This window comes from Arenibacter certesii DSM 19833 (assembly GCF_000429545.1).
Lineage (GTDB): Bacteria > Bacteroidota > Bacteroidia > Flavobacteriales > Flavobacteriaceae > Arenibacter > Arenibacter certesii.
Genome location: NZ_KE386914.1, coordinates 382,574 through 400,031 on the forward strand (window position 1 = coordinate 382,574; position 17,458 = coordinate 400,031).

At 38.0% G+C, this 17,458-nt stretch carries 17 protein-coding genes and 1 tRNA gene; 12 read left to right on the forward strand and 6 right to left on the reverse strand.

Features of this window, described 5'->3' with window-relative positions:
* Positions 1-14 precede the first annotated feature (14 nt).
* Positions 15-1,421 carry a dihydrolipoyl dehydrogenase gene (lpdA, locus tag G466_RS0120400; protein WP_026815271.1) on the reverse strand — a complete coding sequence of 469 codons (1,407 nt, stop codon included), beginning with the start codon at positions 1,419-1,421 and terminating at the stop codon, positions 15-17.
* Positions 1,422-1,538: 117 nt separating this feature from the next.
* Complete coding sequence (locus G466_RS0120405) at positions 1,539-1,997, reverse strand: Lrp/AsnC family transcriptional regulator (protein WP_026815272.1); 459 nt, start codon at positions 1,995-1,997, stop codon at positions 1,539-1,541.
* 157 nt (positions 1,998-2,154) lie between these two features.
* On the opposite strand from G466_RS0120405, the gene G466_RS0120410 reads away from it, so the two are divergent.
* From G466_RS0120410 to ribB, 11 genes are all read left to right on the forward strand, one after another.
* The gene (locus G466_RS0120410) at positions 2,155-3,354 is read left to right on the forward strand and encodes an aminotransferase class I/II-fold pyridoxal phosphate-dependent enzyme (RefSeq protein WP_026815273.1); all 1,200 of its coding nucleotides are present in this window, start codon (positions 2,155-2,157) and stop codon (positions 3,352-3,354) included.
* Positions 3,355-3,602: 248 nt separating this feature from the next.
* Positions 3,603-5,105, forward strand: coding sequence for a Na+/H+ antiporter NhaC (nhaC, locus tag G466_RS0120415; protein ID WP_026815274.1), 1,503 nt, complete (start codon positions 3,603-3,605; stop codon positions 5,103-5,105).
* Positions 5,106-5,526: 421 nt separating this feature from the next.
* On the forward strand, positions 5,527-6,171 hold the full coding sequence (locus G466_RS0120420) for a peroxiredoxin (protein WP_026815275.1): 645 nt from the start codon (positions 5,527-5,529) through the stop codon (positions 6,169-6,171).
* A gap of 76 nt (positions 6,172-6,247) precedes the next feature.
* On the forward strand, positions 6,248-6,562 hold the full coding sequence (locus tag G466_RS0120425) for a thioredoxin family protein (protein ID WP_026815276.1): 315 nt from the start codon (positions 6,248-6,250) through the stop codon (positions 6,560-6,562).
* A complete protein-coding gene (locus G466_RS0120430; protein ID WP_026815277.1) occupies positions 6,543-6,797 on the forward strand; it encodes a DUF6952 family protein in 255 nt (84 codons plus the stop codon). Before G466_RS0120425 ends, G466_RS0120430 begins: the two co-directional genes overlap by 20 nt.
* A gap of 198 nt (positions 6,798-6,995) precedes the next feature.
* Positions 6,996-7,502: a thiol peroxidase gene (gene tpx, locus G466_RS0120435; protein ID WP_026815278.1), complete on the forward strand. Its 507-nt coding sequence runs from the start codon at positions 6,996-6,998 to the stop codon at positions 7,500-7,502.
* Positions 7,495-7,860 (forward strand): diacylglycerol kinase, encoded by a 366-nt coding sequence (locus G466_RS0120440; protein ID WP_026815279.1) that lies wholly within the window; start codon positions 7,495-7,497, stop codon positions 7,858-7,860. Before tpx ends, G466_RS0120440 begins: the two co-directional genes overlap by 8 nt.
* Positions 7,861-8,031: 171 nt before the next feature.
* Positions 8,032-10,431 carry an FtsK/SpoIIIE family DNA translocase gene (locus G466_RS0120445; protein WP_026815280.1) on the forward strand — a complete coding sequence of 800 codons (2,400 nt, stop codon included), beginning with the start codon at positions 8,032-8,034 and terminating at the stop codon, positions 10,429-10,431.
* A 31-nt stretch (positions 10,432-10,462) separates the two neighbouring features.
* Positions 10,463-11,107 carry a LolA family protein gene (locus G466_RS0120450; RefSeq protein ID WP_026815281.1) on the forward strand — a complete coding sequence of 215 codons (645 nt, stop codon included), beginning with the start codon at positions 10,463-10,465 and terminating at the stop codon, positions 11,105-11,107.
* A 73-nt stretch (positions 11,108-11,180) separates the two neighbouring features.
* A complete protein-coding gene (locus G466_RS0120455; protein WP_034236280.1) occupies positions 11,181-12,602 on the forward strand; it encodes an LptF/LptG family permease in 1,422 nt (473 codons plus the stop codon).
* Positions 12,592-13,734 carry a 3,4-dihydroxy-2-butanone-4-phosphate synthase gene (gene ribB, locus G466_RS0120460; RefSeq protein ID WP_034236282.1) on the forward strand — a complete coding sequence of 381 codons (1,143 nt, stop codon included), beginning with the start codon at positions 12,592-12,594 and terminating at the stop codon, positions 13,732-13,734. The genes G466_RS0120455 and ribB overlap by 11 nt, the downstream gene beginning before the upstream one ends.
* Positions 13,735-14,060: 326 nt before the next feature.
* On the opposite strand, the gene G466_RS0120465 is transcribed toward ribB, so the two are convergent.
* Both G466_RS0120465 and G466_RS0120470 read right to left on the reverse strand, forming a co-directional pair.
* Complete coding sequence (locus G466_RS0120465) at positions 14,061-15,260, reverse strand: DegT/DnrJ/EryC1/StrS family aminotransferase (protein WP_026815284.1); 1,200 nt, start codon at positions 15,258-15,260, stop codon at positions 14,061-14,063.
* 48 nt (positions 15,261-15,308) lie between these two features.
* A complete protein-coding gene (locus G466_RS0120470; RefSeq protein ID WP_026815285.1) occupies positions 15,309-15,941 on the reverse strand; it encodes an NAD(P)H-dependent oxidoreductase in 633 nt (210 codons plus the stop codon).
* 483 nt (positions 15,942-16,424) lie between these two features.
* On the opposite strand from G466_RS0120470, the gene G466_RS0120475 reads away from it, so the two are divergent.
* Positions 16,425-16,509, forward strand: a tRNA-Ser gene (locus G466_RS0120475).
* Between the two features lie 160 nt (positions 16,510-16,669).
* On the opposite strand, the gene G466_RS24330 is transcribed toward G466_RS0120475, so the two are convergent.
* Complete coding sequence (locus G466_RS24330) at positions 16,670-17,002, reverse strand: transposase (protein WP_262482360.1); 333 nt, start codon at positions 17,000-17,002, stop codon at positions 16,670-16,672.
* Positions 17,003-17,143: 141 nt separating this feature from the next.
* Positions 17,144-17,365, reverse strand: coding sequence for a transposase (locus G466_RS24335; RefSeq protein WP_026815286.1), 222 nt, complete (start codon positions 17,363-17,365; stop codon positions 17,144-17,146).
* Positions 17,366-17,458: the final 93 nt, after the last annotated feature.

Consider the following 17,458-nt stretch of genomic DNA (forward strand, 5'->3'; position numbering starts at 1 on the left):
ACTATTACTCCTTATTATATGTGCAATGCACGATCTTCGGTTGCTGCCAAGGCTGCTTCCTTCACTGCCTCTGCATAGGTAGGGTGTGCATGACTCATCCGGGCGATATCTTCAGCTGACGCTCTGAATTCCATAGCTGTAACGGCTTCTGCAATTAAATCTGCCGCACGGGCTCCAATCATATGCACCCCTAATACTTCATCGGTCTCCTTATCGGCCAAAATTTTCACAAATCCGTCTAAATCCATACTAGCACGGGAACGTCCCAATGCTCTCATTGGAAACTGACCAATCTTATAATCTACGCCTGCTTCTTTTAACTGCTCTTCGGTTTTTCCAACTGCAGCAACTTCTGGCCATGTATAAACTACTCCTGGAATAAGGTTGTAATCGATATGTGGCTTCTGTCCTGCCAAAATCTCAGCTACCATACTACCTTCTTCCTCGGCCTTATGGGCCAACATAGCGCCCCTTACTACATCTCCAATAGCGTATATATTGGAAACATTGGTCTGTAAATGGTCATTAACCGCAACAGTACCGTTTTTTTCCATCTTTACCCCAGCCGCTTCTAGATTTAAGCCATCGGTGTAAGGTCTTCTTCCTACAGCTACCAAACAGTAATCTCCTTTGAGCTCTACTTCAGCACCTTTCTTATCATCAGCTTTAATGATTACTTCGTTGCCATTGGTCTCAACAGATTTGACTTTATGAGATAGAAGGAACTTAACTTTCTGTTTCTTCAACACTTTGGTTAATTCTTTGGATAGACCAGCATCCATCCCAGGGATAATACGATCCATGAATTCTACCACTGTTACCTCTGCCCCCAGACGCTTATAAACCTGACCTAATTCCAAACCGATAACACCACCTCCGATGATGATCATATGTTTTGGAATCTCTTTAAGCTTTAAAGCTTCCGTGGAAGTAATTACGCGCTTCTTATCCAATTTTATAAACGGAAGAGTTGATGGTTTAGAACCTGTAGCGATAATTACATTCTTCGCTTCAATGGTTTCCGTTTCTCCATCTGTTTTATCAATATTGATATGAGTGGCATCCTTAAAGCTCCCCAATCCTTCAAAGACGGTAATCTTGTTTTTATCCATCAAGAATTTTACCCCATCACAGGTCTGGTCTACTACAGCTTGTTTACGGGAAATCATTTTTTCCAAGTTTACCTTTATTTCTCCTGGAATTTCAATACCGTGCGTTTCAAAATGCTTCACTGCATCCTCATAATGGTGTGAAGAATCCAACAAAGCTTTAGAAGGTATACACCCAACGTTAAGGCAGGTTCCCCCTAAAGTGGAATACTTTTCTATAATTGCGGTTTTCATTCCTAATTGGGCACATCTAATTGCAGCGACATATCCTCCAGGACCTGAGCCAATAATGGCTACATCGTATTGGGTCATATTAATAATGTATTGAAAAGATTAGATTTAACTTAATTGGAACAAAAATACAAATGTTTTATGGTTGCACAACAAAGCAACTTTATGAAAATATCAGTTCCGATTTTTTTTATTAAACTAAATAGAAATCTCCGTGCTATTCTTCACTTCTTTTATAACAAAGGCACTTTGCGAACTACCAATATGGTTAAGAGCGGTGAGCTTGGTCACCATAAAATCGCGATACTCCTCCATATTCCCAACATATATTTTCAAAATATAATCGTAATCGCCACTAATGTGGTGGCATTCCATTACTTCCTTCAATTTTAATACCTCCCGCTCAAACTGCGATATATGTTCTTTGGTATGTTGCGTCAATTTAACATGACAAAGCACGACGAAGGATTTTTTGACCTTCTTCTTGTCTACTAAAGCTACATATTTGGTAATAACCTCCAATTTCTCCAAACGCTTGATTCGTTCATAGGCGGCGGTTACCGATAACCCTAAGGTTAGGGCATATTCTTTGGTGGTGCGTTTGCTATCTTGTTGTAGCAATCCTAATAATTTTATATCCGTTCCATCCAATTTCATCCTGATAAATTTTCGGTATTACGAGCCAGATCATTGTTTTTATCAATCATAATCTAAATTAATTAGATAATATAGTTTTATATTCCGAATATCTTTATAAATATTGAATTTACATCTGCTTATACATAACTTTATAGGAAAACTAATAATAAACATTATGAAATATAAAGGTGCTGATCACTTACAAGACTTACAATATTTTGGAGAATATGGAGGAGTCAACCCCTCAATTTCGGATTCGTCTACCTATACATTTTTATCCGCCAAGACCATGTTCGATACCTTTGAAGGGAACACAGAAGGATGTTATTTGTACAGCAGGCATTCTTCCCCCTCCAATTTATATTTAGGAGAAGCTTTGGCGGCCCTTGAAGGAACTGAAACCGCCAATGTAACTGGTAGTGGCATGGGTGCCATAACATCCGTGATCCTACAGTTGTGTGATGCTGGTGACCATATTGTAAGCAGCAGAACCATCTATGGGGGCACCTATGCATTTATGAAAAATTTCCTGAAAAAATTTGATATCAGGATCTCTTTTGTAGACACTACCAATATAGAGTCCGTTACTGAGGCCATAACCTCTAAAACAAAATTGATCTACTGCGAGTCCGTAAGCAATCCGCTTTTAGAGATAACAGACATTGCACAAATGTCAAACATTGCCAAAAGGAACGGTATCCCATTAGTGGTAGATAATACCTTTTCTCCTCTATCCATTAGTCCTGCAAAATTAGGCGCAGATATCGTAATCCATAGTCTAACCAAGTTTATTAATGGCACTAGCGATTGTGTGGCAGGTGCTATTTGTGGAACCAAGGAATTCTGTCTCAGCCTTAAAGATGTGAATTCTGGCGCAGGGATGCTCTTAGGGAGTACGCTAGATAGTTTACGAGCCTCATCTATATTGAAAAATATGCGAACACTTCATATTAGAATGCAAAAACACAGTGAAAACGCGTTGTTTTTAGCCCAAAAATTTGACAAGGACGGATTAAAAGTGGTTTATCCAGGTTTAAGCTCTCACAAAGACCATAGAGTAATGACGCAACAATTTAATCCGGAGTATGGCTATGGTGGGTTATTAACTATTGATGTAGGCTCTCTCGATAAAGCCAATGCCCTTATGGAACTTATGCAAGAAAAAAATCTTGGATATTTAGCAGTAAGCTTAGGCTTTTACAAAACCTTGTTTAGTGCACCAGGTTCTTCCACCTCTTCTGAAATCCCTATGGAAGAACAATTAGAAATGGGACTTTCCAATGGGTTAATTCGTTTCTCTATAGGTTTGGACAGTAATATTGAACGCACCTACAACACCATGAAAAGCTGTCTCCAAGAGTTAAATATAATATGAATACCTATATTGTTCGAACTAGATAGTACATAAAACCATAAGACCACAATTCCTTTTATTTAAATAATAACACAATTGACAGCACCAACAACACTATCTAATTTCAATCCCTCCAAAAAAAATAAAAAATGGAAAAAACAAGGAGCTAGTTGAAAACACAAGCTTAGCTAAAATGGTTACTATTTTATTTAGGTTTGCAGAACAAGGGGCAAAATCGTAATATTACGAAGTAACAAAGACTTTTTTAAATGCAAAACAATAGCATCAACCCGAGTGGACCTGAAAATGAACATATTGTCGAAAATAAAGAGTTAAACATTTGGGAAGCATTAATACCTGTATTTGCTCTGGTAGGAATGTTGGCCTACAATGTTTTTATTTTTGGTGATGATGCCCTAAGCGGTTCCAATCAGTTTATTCTCCTTATGGGAGGCGCAGTTGCTGCAATAGTAGGCGTTTTAAATAAAGTTTCCTATGAAAAAATGTTCTCTGAGGTAGCCGAAAATGTAAAATCTACTACCGGCGCACTACTCATCTTATTAATGGTAGGGGCACTATCTGGAACTTGGCTTATAAGTGGAATTATCCCTACCATGATATATTACGGATTACAGATCCTAAACCCCACTATTTTTCTAGCGGCCTGCGTTATAATCTGCGCAGTAATCTCAGTGGCCACCGGAAGCTCCTGGACTACCTCTGCAACCGTGGGTATTGCTTTGATCGGAATAGGAACCACACTTGGTATTCCCTTGGGAATGACGGGAGGAGCCATATTATCTGGCGCTTATTTTGGAGATAAAATGTCCCCGTTAAGCGACACCACAAACCTAGCTCCCGCTATGGCCGGTAGCGATCTCTTTAGTCATATTAAGTATATGGCATTAACCACCGTCCCTACAATAATTATAACCATATTGGTCTTTATAATATTAGGTTTCACCGTAGATACTAGTGGCACAGCCGATACCCAGGGTATAATGAATGCCATAGAGAAGACCTTTAATATTAATGGATGGTTATTCTTGGTGCCCATTGCGGTAGTTGCCCTTATTCTAAAAAAAGCACCTCCCCTTTTAGCACTATTGGTCGGAACCTTATTAGGAGCCGTCTTCGCACTAATTTTTCAGCCTGATATTGTAATGGGACTCACCGGAGCACCCTCTTTAACAATGGAATCTGGGTATAAGGGTGTAATGAACGCTATAACGGTACAAACAAATATTGCCTCCGAAAACGCGATTCTTAGTGATCTTTTCTCTTCAAAAGGAATGGCAGGAATGCTGGGAACTATTTGGTTAATTATATGTGCTATGGTATTTGGGGGAATCATGGATGGCATTGGAGCATTATCTAGAATCAGTAGCGCCTTGTTAAGCATGGCAAAATCCACTTTTAGCCTTTTTGCCAGCACCGTTGCCAGTTGTTTGGCGCTAAACCTTACAGCTTCAGATCAGTACTTGGCAATTGTAGTACCCGGAAAGATGTTTTCTAAAGCTTATAAAGACAAGGGGCTTGCCCCTGAAAACCTTAGTAGGACCTTAGAAGATTCTGGTACCGTAACCTCAGTACTTATTCCTTGGAATACTTGTGGCGCTTATCATTCTGGCGTATTAGGCGTTGGAGTGGCCGACTATTTTGTATACGCCATTTTTAATTGGCTAAGCCCGTTCATGACCTTGATCTTTGCCGCTTTTAATATTAAAATAAAACAACTCGCTACCAACGTGGTTGGAGCAGATAAATACTAATCAATTAAATCTTCAAACTTTGTTTAGTAAAATAGTTTGTTAAAAATTTACAATAAATTAATTTTTAAAAATCGAAATACAACTGAGATACAGTTTAGTAATTTAAACCTGTAGCAATAGGCATAGTACACGTCATAAAACTGTACTTGCAATAAAGATTCACTTTGGAATACAAAATCATAACTGAACCAACATATCATACCATATCAGTAATTGAACAATTATTAAATCTACATTCCTGTTTTTGAGAATTTACCGTTCTGTCAACCACAGAAATGAGAATAACACAATCCCACCCTCAAGGTATACCTAGCCATCTATTAAAGCTATAACCTTATAAATTTTTTAAATTACAATTCCTTCCTATCACCTGATATAAGCAGTAATTTTACATCAGAAATCAATAATAAAAATTAAAAATATGACTTTAGTAGGAAAAAAATTTCCAGATCTTAGCGTAAACGCAATGAATGAAATGGGCGATACTTTTAAACTTAATGTTTTAGAAGAAGCTCAAAAAAACAATAAAAAAGTAATCTTGTTTTGGTACCCTAAGGATTTCACCTTTGTATGTCCAACTGAATTACACGCTTTCCAGGCAGCTTTAGGTGAGTTCGAAAAAAGAAACACCATAGTAATAGGTGCTTCTTGCGACACTGCTGAAGTTCATTTTGCTTGGTTAAATACTTCTAAGGACAACGGTGGTATTGAAGGAGTTACTTACCCAATCTTAGCAGACAGCAACAGAAACCTTGCATCTACTTTAGGTATTTTAGATATCACAAATGAGCAATTCAACGACGAAACAGGAGTTGTAACTGTAGAAGGTGATAATGTTACTTACCGTGCTACTTACTTAATTGATGAAGAGGGAACTGTATTCCACGAAGGTATTAACCATATGCCTTTAGGAAGAAATGTTAATGAATACCTACGTTTAATTGATGCTTATACCCACGTTCAGGAAAAAGGTGAAGTTTGTCCTGCAAACTGGGAAGAAGGTAAAGATGCTATGACTGCCGATAGAAAAGGAGTAGCAAGCTATTTGGCTACCCACTCCAACTAACATCAAACAATAAATTTACGGAGTCCATTTTTAGGATGGACTCCTATTCTTTAGTACGAATTTAAAATTTAGAGTTATGTTATTAGAATTAGAGAATGATAATCTTAAAGAGATTATAGATCAAAATAAAAAGGTTGTAGTACAGTATTCTGCCACATGGTGTGGTAACTGTAGGATTATGAAGCCTAAGTTTAAAAAAGAAGCTTCCGATAATGAGGATATTACCTTCGTATTGGCGGATGCTGAAAAGTTTCCTGAATCTCGTAAATTAGCAAAAGTGGACAACTTGCCTACTTTCGCAATTTTTGAGAATGGGGAGATCAGAAATCAGGTGCAAACAAATAAGTATGACGTTTTAAAAGAGTTGATAAGTGAAATTACCAGTAATTAAGCACCTCACACAGTTTATTGCCGATAACGACGAGGACTATGTATTGGAAACAATAGAAACCTTGGAATCTATTACGGAAGTTTCTTCTATAAAAGAGGATGAAATGGATGTTATTGGCGAATTACTATCAAATCTATATGGCGCGTTGGAAGTCAACAAGTCCATAAAAGAAGGGAAATCCCAAAAAGACGCCCTAAATGAGTTTATGCAACGGGTGATGGGATCTATTGACTAATAAAAGTTGCTAAGGCAATTTCTGTAAGCAAATCACAAACAAAGCCGTCAGTAGGAGGTAAACCCTTTTATAGACGGCTTTTTGTGGAAATTAGCGCTATTTCCCTACACAATTTGGGAGCGACAACTTTTTTCTCTCTTATTACTTACATATCCGCTATATATTTTTTATTTTCACAGCAAATTAAAATTTAGAACCATGGCTACTGTAACACTTAAAGGAAACCCCATAAATACAATAGGAACATTACCTTCCATAGGAAGCACAGCTCCTTCTTTTTCATTGACTAAAGGAGATCTTTCCTCTTCTAATCTATCCGATTACAAAGGAAAAAAGGTAGTGATGAACATTTTTCCTAGTATAGACACGGGAACTTGCGCACAATCTGTACGTCAGTTTAATAAAGATGCTGCCGAGTTGGAGAACACTATGGTTTTGTGTATTTCCAAAGACCTTCCATTTGCCCAAGCCCGTTTTTGCGGTGCCGAAGGAATAGAAAATGTAGAAATGCTATCCGATTTTAAGGATGGAAATTTTGGCAATACTTATAATGTGGCGTTTTCTGACGGTCCCTTGGCTCCCCTATTGTCCAGAGCAGTTATCGTTTTGGATGAGGCAGGGAAGGTAATTTACAATGAACAAGTTAAAGAAACTGTAGATGAGCCTAACTACAAGGCTGCCCTAGAAGCCTTAATGAATGCCTAAGGAAAATTTCCTCACTAATCGCATCCGTAGCATAGGGTTTGCGGCAAAAGGTGCAATATTACTTATAAAGACCGAGGCCAGTATTAAGGTCCAGGTCTTTATTTGTTTGGTAATGACCGTTGCCGGATTTTATTTTGAAATTACCAACACAGAATGGTGTCTTCAAATAATGTCTATTGCGCTCGTACTAGGAATGGAGGGGATGAATACGGCCATTGAAAAAGTGGCCGATTTTGTGCAACCCAATTTTGACCCTAAAATTGGGCTTATTAAGGATATCTCAGCCGGGGCGGTAATGCTGGTATCCATAGCTGCCTGCATCATAGGAATTATCATCTACGGACCAAAATTATTTTAAAATCATTTTTTTTTACGTTTTTAAAAATATATCCAGTCAATGGAGTTGTTTGGTATACAGCATAAAACGTTTCTGATCTTCTAAAGACTCCCTTGGGAAAATCTAGATTGTTAGAAAGTTGGAATAGGTATATAAGTAAATTTGTAATTTAGCCCCAGAATAAAAGATTTAATGGCAAAGAAGTCAAAAAAACCAAGGTCTGCGACCCCTACTAAAAAGAGCTTTACACTTAAATTATCCAAGAAGAATAAAGTTATTCTGGGAGGGCTATTAATGTTATTGGGCATAGCCCTGTTTTTCTCTTTCCTCTCTTTTTACTTCACTTGGCAAGATGATCAAAGTGTATTAAGTGAATTTGCCAATAGAAACGAGCAAGCTCAAAACTTATTAAATAAATTTGGCGCTAATGTTGGACATTTAATTGTTTATCAAGGATTTGGAATATCCTCTATTATTTTAACTTTCTTACTATTTATTTCTGGACTACACTTATTTTTCAGCATTTCCAAAAAAGGCCTTCTAAGAAAATGGATATGGGGATTGGTATTTATCATATGGTTTTCTATCGCATTCGGCTTTTTTGCCAAAAGCACGCCTCTTCTGGGTGGAATGGTAGGGTACGAACTTAACGACTTCCTTCAAGACTATGGCGGAAAGGTTGGCGTTTTCTTAATGTTACTTTTTGGATTGATCGTAATATTGGTGCGACTTTTTCAGTTTTCACCCGATTCCGCCGTTAGTTACATCAATAAAAAAGGGAAATCCTTGGCCTCCGAATTAAAATCGAATTCAAGCACCAAAAAAGCTCCTACCGCTATTAAGATTAAAGAGGAAAAAGAGGAAGAAATAATTACGCCAAAGGAAGAGGAAGGCCCAATTATTATTGATGCCTATACCCATAAAAAGGACATTCCCCCACTGCCAAAAGAGGAAGGAGACGATTCATTCCAAGTAAATGTAGGCACTGAGGAAGATACCATATCTATGGAAGTGGAAAAAATAAAAGAAGAAACCGAAGAGACGGATAATATAGCCGATAGATTGGTAGACGACTTTGGCGAGTTTGATCCCACCCTTGAATTGGGGAATTACAAATTCCCAACCCTAGACCTTTTAGACCCACATGGTGTTACAGGCGGAATAACTATTAACCAAGAGGAATTAGAAGAAAATAAGAATAAGATTGTAGAGACCTTAAAAAATTATAAAATTGGTATTGCACAAATTAAAGCCACTATTGGGCCTACAGTAACCCTTTATGAAATTGTACCTGATGCAGGGGTGCGCATATCAAAAATTAAAAACTTGGAAGACGATATTGCGCTTTCACTTGCAGCATTGGGTATACGAATTATTGCCCCTATTCCAGGAAAAGGTACTATTGGCATTGAAGTGCCCAATAAAAATGCCACTATTGTCTCCATGCGCTCCGTTATTGCATCCAGTAAGTTTCAAAAAGCGGAAATGCAACTTCCCATTGCCTTTGGTAAGACCATTAGCAATGAAACTTTTGTAGTAGATCTGGCAAAAATGCCCCACCTATTAATGGCTGGTGCTACAGGACAGGGTAAATCCGTTGGATTAAACGCCGTCCTTACCTCCCTACTCTACAAGAAACACCCTGCCGAAGTAAAGTTTGTACTTATAGACCCTAAAAAGGTAGAACTTACTTTGTTCAATAAGATAGAACGCCATTATCTAGCTAAGCTGCCTGATTCCGAAGAGGCCATAATTACGGACAATGCCAAGGTAATTAACACCTTAAATTCGCTCTGTATAGAGATGGACAATAGGTATGAGCTATTAAAAGTAGCCATGGTCAGGAATATTAAGGAGTACAATGCGAAGTTTAAAGCCCGCAAACTGAATCCCAATGATGGGCATATGTTTTTACCATATATTGTTTTGGTCATAGATGAGTTTGCAGATTTAATCATGACAGCCGGTAAGGAAGTGGAAACCCCTATTGCCAGATTGGCACAGTTGGCAAGAGCAATCGGTATACATTTGATTATTGCTACCCAAAGGCCGTCGGTTAACGTTATTACTGGTATTATAAAGGCAAACTTCCCCGCTAGGATAGCCTTTAGGGTTACCTCTAAAATAGATTCTAGAACTATCTTGGATACCCAAGGTGCAGATCAATTGATTGGTCGTGGAGATATGCTATTTACCCAAGGAAATGAAGTTACTAGGATACAGTGTGCCTTTGTAGATACTCCCGAGGTTGCTAAAATCACCGATTTCATAGGCTCACAACGAGCATATCCAGATGCACATTTACTGCCAGAATATGTAGGAAATGACGAGTCTGGCACAAGTATTGATTACAATGTATCCGAAAGAGACTCAAAGTTTAGGGAGGCTGCGGAAGTTATTGTAATTGCACAGCAAGGCTCTGCTTCTTTAATACAGCGAAAGTTGAAGTTGGGATATAACCGTGCAGGTAGAATAATAGATCAACTGGAGGCAGCAGGAATTGTTGGGCAATTTGAAGGCAGTAAGGCCAGACAAGTACTTGTTCAGGATATGGCCGCACTGGACCAACTTTTAGGTGATGAAGCTCAATAAAGAGCAACAACAAATATATAAAAAAATGAATATGAAAAGATTTTTCCTATTAGCACTCGTTACATTAACAACCACGATGGCTATGGGCCAAGATTCCAATAAGGCAAAAACCTTGTTAGACGAAGTTTATAATAAGGTAAAGAGTTACGATAACATTTTTGTTGACTTTAAATATTCCTTAAAGAACGAAGAAGCTAATATTAATACGGATACCCGTGGAGATGTAACTATGCAAGGCGATAAATACGTATTTAACTATATGGGAGCTAAGCAACTATACGACGGTAAAAAAGTGTACACCGTAGTTCCAGAAAATGAAGAGGTTACAATAGAGGAAAAGATTGATGATGATAATACTATCACTCCTTCCAAAATGTTAACATTTTATAAGCAAGGACACGCCTACGACTGGGATATTCTTCAAAATGTACAGGGAAGAAAAATTCAGTATGTAAAATTAACGCCCATTAATAGTGATTCGGAAACCAAATTTATCCTTCTAGGTATTGATGTAGAGACCAAACACATATATAAGTTGATTGAAACCGGTAAAAACGGGACTAAAACCACCATTACTGTTAATTCTTTTAAAATAGACCAACCTCTGTCCAAAACCTTATTTACTTTTGATGAAAATAAGTACAAGGAAGACGGGTACTACATCATAAGAAATTAAGCCATTGAGAATATTAGACCGATATATATTATCGAGATTCCTCTTTAATTTTTTAAGTTCGTTTGTAATATTGATGTTCATCTTTATTTTTCAAACGATATGGTTATTTATTGACGATTTTGCCGGTAAGGGATTGGATATCTTTATTATCGGTAAATTTTTGTTTTATCTAATGCCCAACCTTATGGAACGGGTAATCCCATTAACGGTACTACTATCGTCTATCCTTACCTTTGGTGCCTTTGCAGAGAACTATGAGTTTGCCGCTATGAAAGCCTCGGGTATCTCTCTCCAAAGAGCCATGCGAAGTTTAATAGTATTTGTCATCTTCCTAGGAGGCGTTACATTTTACTTTGCAAACAACATCATCCCTATTTCCGAACAGAAAATCTATAATCTAAGGAGAAATATAGCCAAGGTTAAGCCAGCAGCAATAATCTCTGAGGGAATTTTCAGCGATTTAGAAGGTACGGATATGAATATGAAGGTAGATCGAAAATACGGTGAAAAAGACCGATTTTTAGACAACGTTATCATACATGAAAAATCTAAGTCTGGCGTAAATACTACGGTAATTAAAGCAGAATCTGGCGAACTCATAAGTAGCGAAGAATCGGACATCCTGCAGTTGGTGCTTAAAGACGGACATTATTACCAGGAAATGGTCACTAAGAACAATAAGGAGAAGTTAAAAAATCCGTTTGCCATGGCAGATTTTAAGACTTATACGATTAATAAGGACCTATCCGAATTAGATGATGTAGACTTAAACGAGGAAAGGGACGTGAGTACCGATAAAATGAAGAATATTTCCCGCTTATCAAAGGATATAGACTCTCTAAAAGAAGATAATACAAAGTTGGTTACCGCTTTCTCCAAGAACATTGTGAACAGGATGGGGGCATTTATAACACTAAACAAACCCGATTCATTGACAGCTTTGAGTATAGCTAATAAGAAAAAGGAACGAGATTCCCTTGGTACTGTGGCTTCAACTGATACTATAATTTCTCTTTATCCGGAATATCAAAAAATGCAGTTATTATCCACTGCAAAAACCGCTACGGCCAATATTTTAACTACTATTCAAGGGAAAAGACAGGAGTTGCAGATAAAGTATAAAATTTATCGCCTCCATATTTTATCGTTACATAAAAAATATGCTTTGGCACTTTCCTGTATTATTCTCTTTTTTGTGGGTGCACCCCTGGGAGCTATTATACGAAAAGGTGGACTTGGTCTACCCATGGTTATTGCTATTGTACTATTCCTTACCTATTATTTTATTGGTGTATTCGCTGGCAACTATGCCAAAGAAGGAAACATCCACCCTATCATTGGAGCATGGTTATCTACTTTTATAATGTTACCTTTAGGTGTTTTTCTAACAAGGAGGGCAACTGCCGATAAGGGCTTAGTTTCCATAGGAAGTATTATAGATTATTTTAAGGAATTGATTAAAAAGAATAGTAAAACTGCTACACATGACAACTAAAATGGAAGATACCATTACGTTAAATACCATAGAGGAGGCCATAGAGGATATTAGGCAAGGAAAGGTAATTATTGTTGTGGACGATGAGAATAGGGAGAATGAAGGCGATTTTATAGCAGCTGCTGAACTAGCTACTCCAGAGATGATCAATTTTATGGCCACTCATGGGAAAGGACTTATATGCGCACCATTAACAGAGAAGCGATGCAAGGAGCTGGGATTACATATGATGGTAACTAATAATACCGACCCAATGGAAACTGCCTTTACTGTTTCCGTAGATTTACGAGGAAGTGGGGTTACCACCGGAATATCTGCCTCCGATCGTGCCAAAACTGTTATTGCTATGACCAAGGAGGATTTAAAACCTCACGATTTGGCAAGACCAGGTCATATTTTCCCACTTGTTGCTAAGGATGGCGGAGTATTAAGAAGAACAGGACATACAGAAGCGGCTATAGATTTCGCACGCTTGGCCGGACTACAACCAGCTGGAGTGATCGTAGAGATTATGAACGATGATGGCACTATGGCGCGCTTACCACAGTTGTGCCAAGTAGCAAAGAAGTTTGATCTGAAGATTGTTTCTATTGAAGATCTTATAGCTTACCGCATGGAACACGATAGTTTGATCCAAAAAAAGGAGGATTTTGACATTGTGACCAGATTTGGCAAATTTAGGTTAAGAGCCTATCAACAAACCACTAACAACCAGATACATATAGCATTAACAAAGGGAACCTGGAAAAAGGATGAAAAAGTCCTTACCAGAATAAACTCCACTTTAATAAACAATGATATCCTTGGGACTTTAACCAATAATCCGGACAAGAAGCTAGAGGATATGTTTAAAGCTATAAATACCGAAGGAAGAGGCGCAATTGTTTTTATAAATCAAGAGTCCGAATCCCTAAATTTATTAGGTAGATTAGGAGAGTTAAAAGAACTACAGAAAAAAGGTGTATTCAAGGCTCCAAAGGTAGATATGGATGCCAAGGATTTTGGAGTGGGAGCGCAAATTCTTCATGATATTGATATTGCCAAGATTAGACTTTTAACCAACTCTACGCAAATTAAGCGTGTAGGTATTGTAGGCTATGGACTTGAGATTGTGGAATATGTAACCTACTAGCCATAGAAATTATTATCGCAGCGAAATAAGAGAAGGTGACAGTTTACTAGTTGATAATAGCAACCAAGATATATCTAAATTTTCATCTGCCCTGTACCAAGCCGGGTAAGAAACGCATATACTTAACTACTTTCAATAAAGACTACTATTGGATCTTTAAGGCTCCATAGTGGTCTTTATTTATATAGAAACAAGGGACTGTTAAGTCATTTTTAGCTGATTTTAGCGCGATATAATTTCGGTAAGTTCGCGCTTTTGGCGTGTTAGCTCTTATTTCTGATCCGTTTTTTTATTAGGTTACAGAGAAACTAAAGACTACCGACTCATTACTGAGTTAAAACACTTTTTATTACCGTTGTCATTTTCTCTGCCCTTTCTTTTACCTCTTCCTCTGTCCACCCCAATTTTATAAGGCAAGAAATGGTACGCCCCACCCATTGGTCCGACTGGGAAAAATCGGAGTTCTTATAATCTGGCACTCCATTTTTAATTTGATCGGATAGCGGGCTCAAGCTCTTCAAATCTTTTAAATGGTCCCACTTCCTATAGTAGTGCCAATTGTTGTCATACCAATAAAAACAAGCATCTACTCCGTTTTCCGATAAAGCTGAAATAGCTTTACGGGCCAACTCTTCCGTAGGCATGAAGAAGTTAAGGAAAGAATAGTTTTCCACACCATTTTTGGGAACCCTCCTAAAAGTAACTTCTGGCAGCGTTTCTAAGGCAGATCGTAAAATGGTGTAGTTCTTTTTCTGGGTTTCTAAAAAAGTATCTAACCTACCTATTTGAGCCAATCCAACCGCAGCGTGTAATTCGGAAATTCTATAATTATAACCAAGAAACGGATGACTCTCCGCTCCCCTATCGTTTCCTATATGATCATGACCGTGATCCGAAAATTGATGGGCAGTATCATAAAACGCCTCATTATTTGTAATGAGGGCACCTCCTTCACCACAGGTAATGGTTTTTACATAATCAAAGGAAAAGCAGCCTAGGTCTCCGTAACTACCCAAGGGTTTCCCTTCATAGCTGCCTCCTATTGCCTGGCAGGCGTCCTCTACCATAATAAGGCCATGTTTATCACAAATAGCCTTTAAAGCGCCCAAATCTGCCATAGAACCGCACATATGAACGGGCATAACAACTTTAGTCCTTTTGGTAATTGCCTTTTCTACTGCTTTAGGGTCTAAGGTAAGCGTATCATCCACATCTACTAAAATTGGAGTGGCTCCTACAGATAATACGGCCTCAAAACTAGCCACGAAGGTGAAAGTGGGTAAAATAACCTCATCCCCTGCGCCCACCTTAGTACAAGCTAGGGCAACAGTTAGGGCAGCTGTACCACTGCTCACTAAATGGGCGTGGTTAACCTGCATTCTATCTTCTAGTGCTTTTTCAAGTTCTCTGGCTTTCCAATGTCCGTTTCTCATCCCATCAAAACCGTACCGCATCAGTACCCCGGAATCTAATACCTCATTTACTTGTGCTCTTTCCTTTTCACCAAAAAGTTCAAAACCTGGCATAGCTCTATTTTTTTATATTTTTTATTGAAGTTTTAATTATAAAGGTGATTATGATATATGTATTATACTATCCTTTAGATTTTTACGAACCTTTTTAAGGGTAGCAAACATATCATCCTGTGCCCTATAACCAACGGGAAGAATTAAAACTGAAGTCAGTTTTTCATCTTCAAGACCCAATAACTTGTCATAAGCCGACGGATCAAAACCTTCCATAGGACAAGAATCTACTCCTTCCATGGCACAGACGGTAAGCAAAGTCCCTAAGGCAAGATAAGCCTGATTGGTAGCCCAAACCCGTACTTCCTTTCTCTCTTTTTTAGAAAAATCATCGACCAAAGCCCCTTGAAAGGGTTCTAGGATATCATCTGCAGTATTCCGAATTTGTTTTACTCTATTAAAGTAGTTGTGAATAAATTTTTTATCGATCTTTTTCTCGATACATATGATAAAAAGATGAGAAGCCTGTGCTACCTGTTGCTGACCATAGCTGTGATCCACCAGTTTATTTTGCAATTCTTTATTCTGAACAATTACAAGCTTAATAGGCTGAAGTCCAAATGAAGTTGCCGTAAGGTTAAAAGCATTCTCCAAGATCTCCACTTTTTCTGTGCTCAATAATTGATTGGGATCAAACTTTTTTACCGCATATCGCCATTCTAATTTCTTTATGATATCCAAATCGCTATTCTTTAAATTCTAACAATACATTTTATAGATGTAAGATATCGCCCTGCATACCTCCTGCCTATCATATCTTGTTTTTTCTTAAACTGCCCACCAAATAAGGCAGTTTTCGCCTGTTTTAGTAGGAATGTCAAAGTTAAGTTTATTTCCCAATTCAACTAAGCAATATGCTTGAAAAGTAATGGTAGTATACCTTTACCATTTGGCTTCACCACTTTGCGACCTTTATAGCTGGTATATTAGTAAGCGCACAATTTTTTATTGGGTTGCGGTATCTTAAATACAATTTCTACAACCTGTATTATTATTATTGATTAACACTATACTATTTATAGAAATGTTCTCTTTTTCTAGAATAGGAATATAATAATTGGAACTTGATTTTCAGCTAAATATGATTTTTTTTAAATTTTTTAAAATAAAAGTGCAAAATACTTTTATTAAATTGAAAAAGGTTTCTATATTTGCACCCGCTAAGGAGAAATGGCAGAGTGGTCGAATGCGGCAGTCTTGAAAACTGTTGAGGGTCACACCTCCGGGGGTTCGAATCCCTCTTTCTCCGCTAGGAAACAAGCGGTTTCCACCTAAAGGCCCGTAAACACTACGTTTACGGGCCTTCTTCATTTTAGATAATACCATATACTAGGATCAAGCGGATCATGACCAATTGTTGTGTTTATACAAAAATCGGGATCAAGTCCAATTTCTGGGTATTTGAATATTTATGCAAATAGTTGAGTTAACCTAAAGAGGAAGAATTTCGTATTTCTTACGCCTCTGAACTGTGCCCTAAAAGCTTTTATTTTTGCGTTAAAGGATTCTGCCGATGCATTTGTACTCCTATTTATAAAATAGTTCAGAATCGACCTGTAGTTAATACTTATGCTATTAGCTACCGTTTGGAAGCTCTTAAAGCCCGAAGCTTCTACCTCTTTGTGCCAGTGCGCCAGTTTGGTGTAGCCTACCTTGATATCGTTGACATGGGTAAATATATTCCTAAGGCTATTCACTAGTTGGTTGGCTTTTTCGATATCCGGATATTCCTTGAATAATATGGTGGCTCTTTACTTTTGGCTTTCGGTCCACTTCTCGGGTGATTTATAAAGGAGGTATCGGCTTCTTGCCAATAGTTGTTTTCTGCTGTCCCCGTTTGAAAATAGTTTTGGAAGAAAAGGTTTTCCGAGGCTTTTTGCCTGTTATATTTGTTCGTTTTCCAGATCGATGGCCTCCCATCGGTATTTGATCCGAAGATCTTGGAGGGCCTCTATAGCGAGTTTCTGGACATGGAACCGGTCGGTCACCTGTCTTGCCTTAGGAAAGCAGGCCTTAACGATCTGTTTTATGGAGTGTGCCATATCCAAGGTGATTTCTTGGACCTTGTTCCTAATTGAAACAGGAAGTCCAAGCAATCGATCCATTAAAAAGTGTTTTAAGTAAAAAATTCAGGGGAACTACAACTGACTCAAAACACTCGCTCCCAGTTGCAAGAAATCTATTGGCAAGAAACTTTA

What these genes read in the sequence shown, in the direction of transcription:
- lpdA (WP_026815271.1), bottom strand. Translation starts at nt 1,421, where the DNA reads ATGACCCAATACGATGTAGCCATTATTGGCTCAGGTCCTGGAGGATAT.
- G466_RS0120405 (WP_026815272.1), bottom strand. Translation starts at nt 1,997, where the DNA reads ATGAAATTGGATGGAACGGATATAAAATTATTAGGATTGCTACAACAA.
- G466_RS0120410 (WP_026815273.1), top strand. Translation starts at nt 2,155, where the DNA reads ATGAAATATAAAGGTGCTGATCACTTACAAGACTTACAATATTTTGGA.
- nhaC (WP_026815274.1), top strand. Translation starts at nt 3,603, where the DNA reads ATGCAAAACAATAGCATCAACCCGAGTGGACCTGAAAATGAACATATT.
- G466_RS0120420 (WP_026815275.1), top strand. Translation starts at nt 5,527, where the DNA reads ATGACTTTAGTAGGAAAAAAATTTCCAGATCTTAGCGTAAACGCAATG.
- G466_RS0120425 (WP_026815276.1), top strand. Translation starts at nt 6,248, where the DNA reads ATGTTATTAGAATTAGAGAATGATAATCTTAAAGAGATTATAGATCAA.
- tpx (WP_026815278.1), top strand. Translation starts at nt 6,996, where the DNA reads ATGGCTACTGTAACACTTAAAGGAAACCCCATAAATACAATAGGAACA.
- G466_RS0120440 (WP_026815279.1), top strand. Translation starts at nt 7,495, where the DNA reads ATGCCTAAGGAAAATTTCCTCACTAATCGCATCCGTAGCATAGGGTTT.
- G466_RS0120445 (WP_026815280.1), top strand. Translation starts at nt 8,032, where the DNA reads ATGGCAAAGAAGTCAAAAAAACCAAGGTCTGCGACCCCTACTAAAAAG.
- G466_RS0120450 (WP_026815281.1), top strand. Translation starts at nt 10,463, where the DNA reads ATGAAAAGATTTTTCCTATTAGCACTCGTTACATTAACAACCACGATG.
- G466_RS0120455 (WP_034236280.1), top strand. Translation starts at nt 11,181, where the DNA reads ATGTTCATCTTTATTTTTCAAACGATATGGTTATTTATTGACGATTTT.
- ribB (WP_034236282.1), top strand. Translation starts at nt 12,592, where the DNA reads ATGACAACTAAAATGGAAGATACCATTACGTTAAATACCATAGAGGAG.
- G466_RS0120465 (WP_026815284.1), bottom strand. Translation starts at nt 15,260, where the DNA reads ATGCCAGGTTTTGAACTTTTTGGTGAAAAGGAAAGAGCACAAGTAAAT.
- G466_RS24335 (WP_026815286.1), bottom strand. Translation starts at nt 17,365, where the DNA reads ATGGATCGATTGCTTGGACTTCCTGTTTCAATTAGGAACAAGGTCCAA.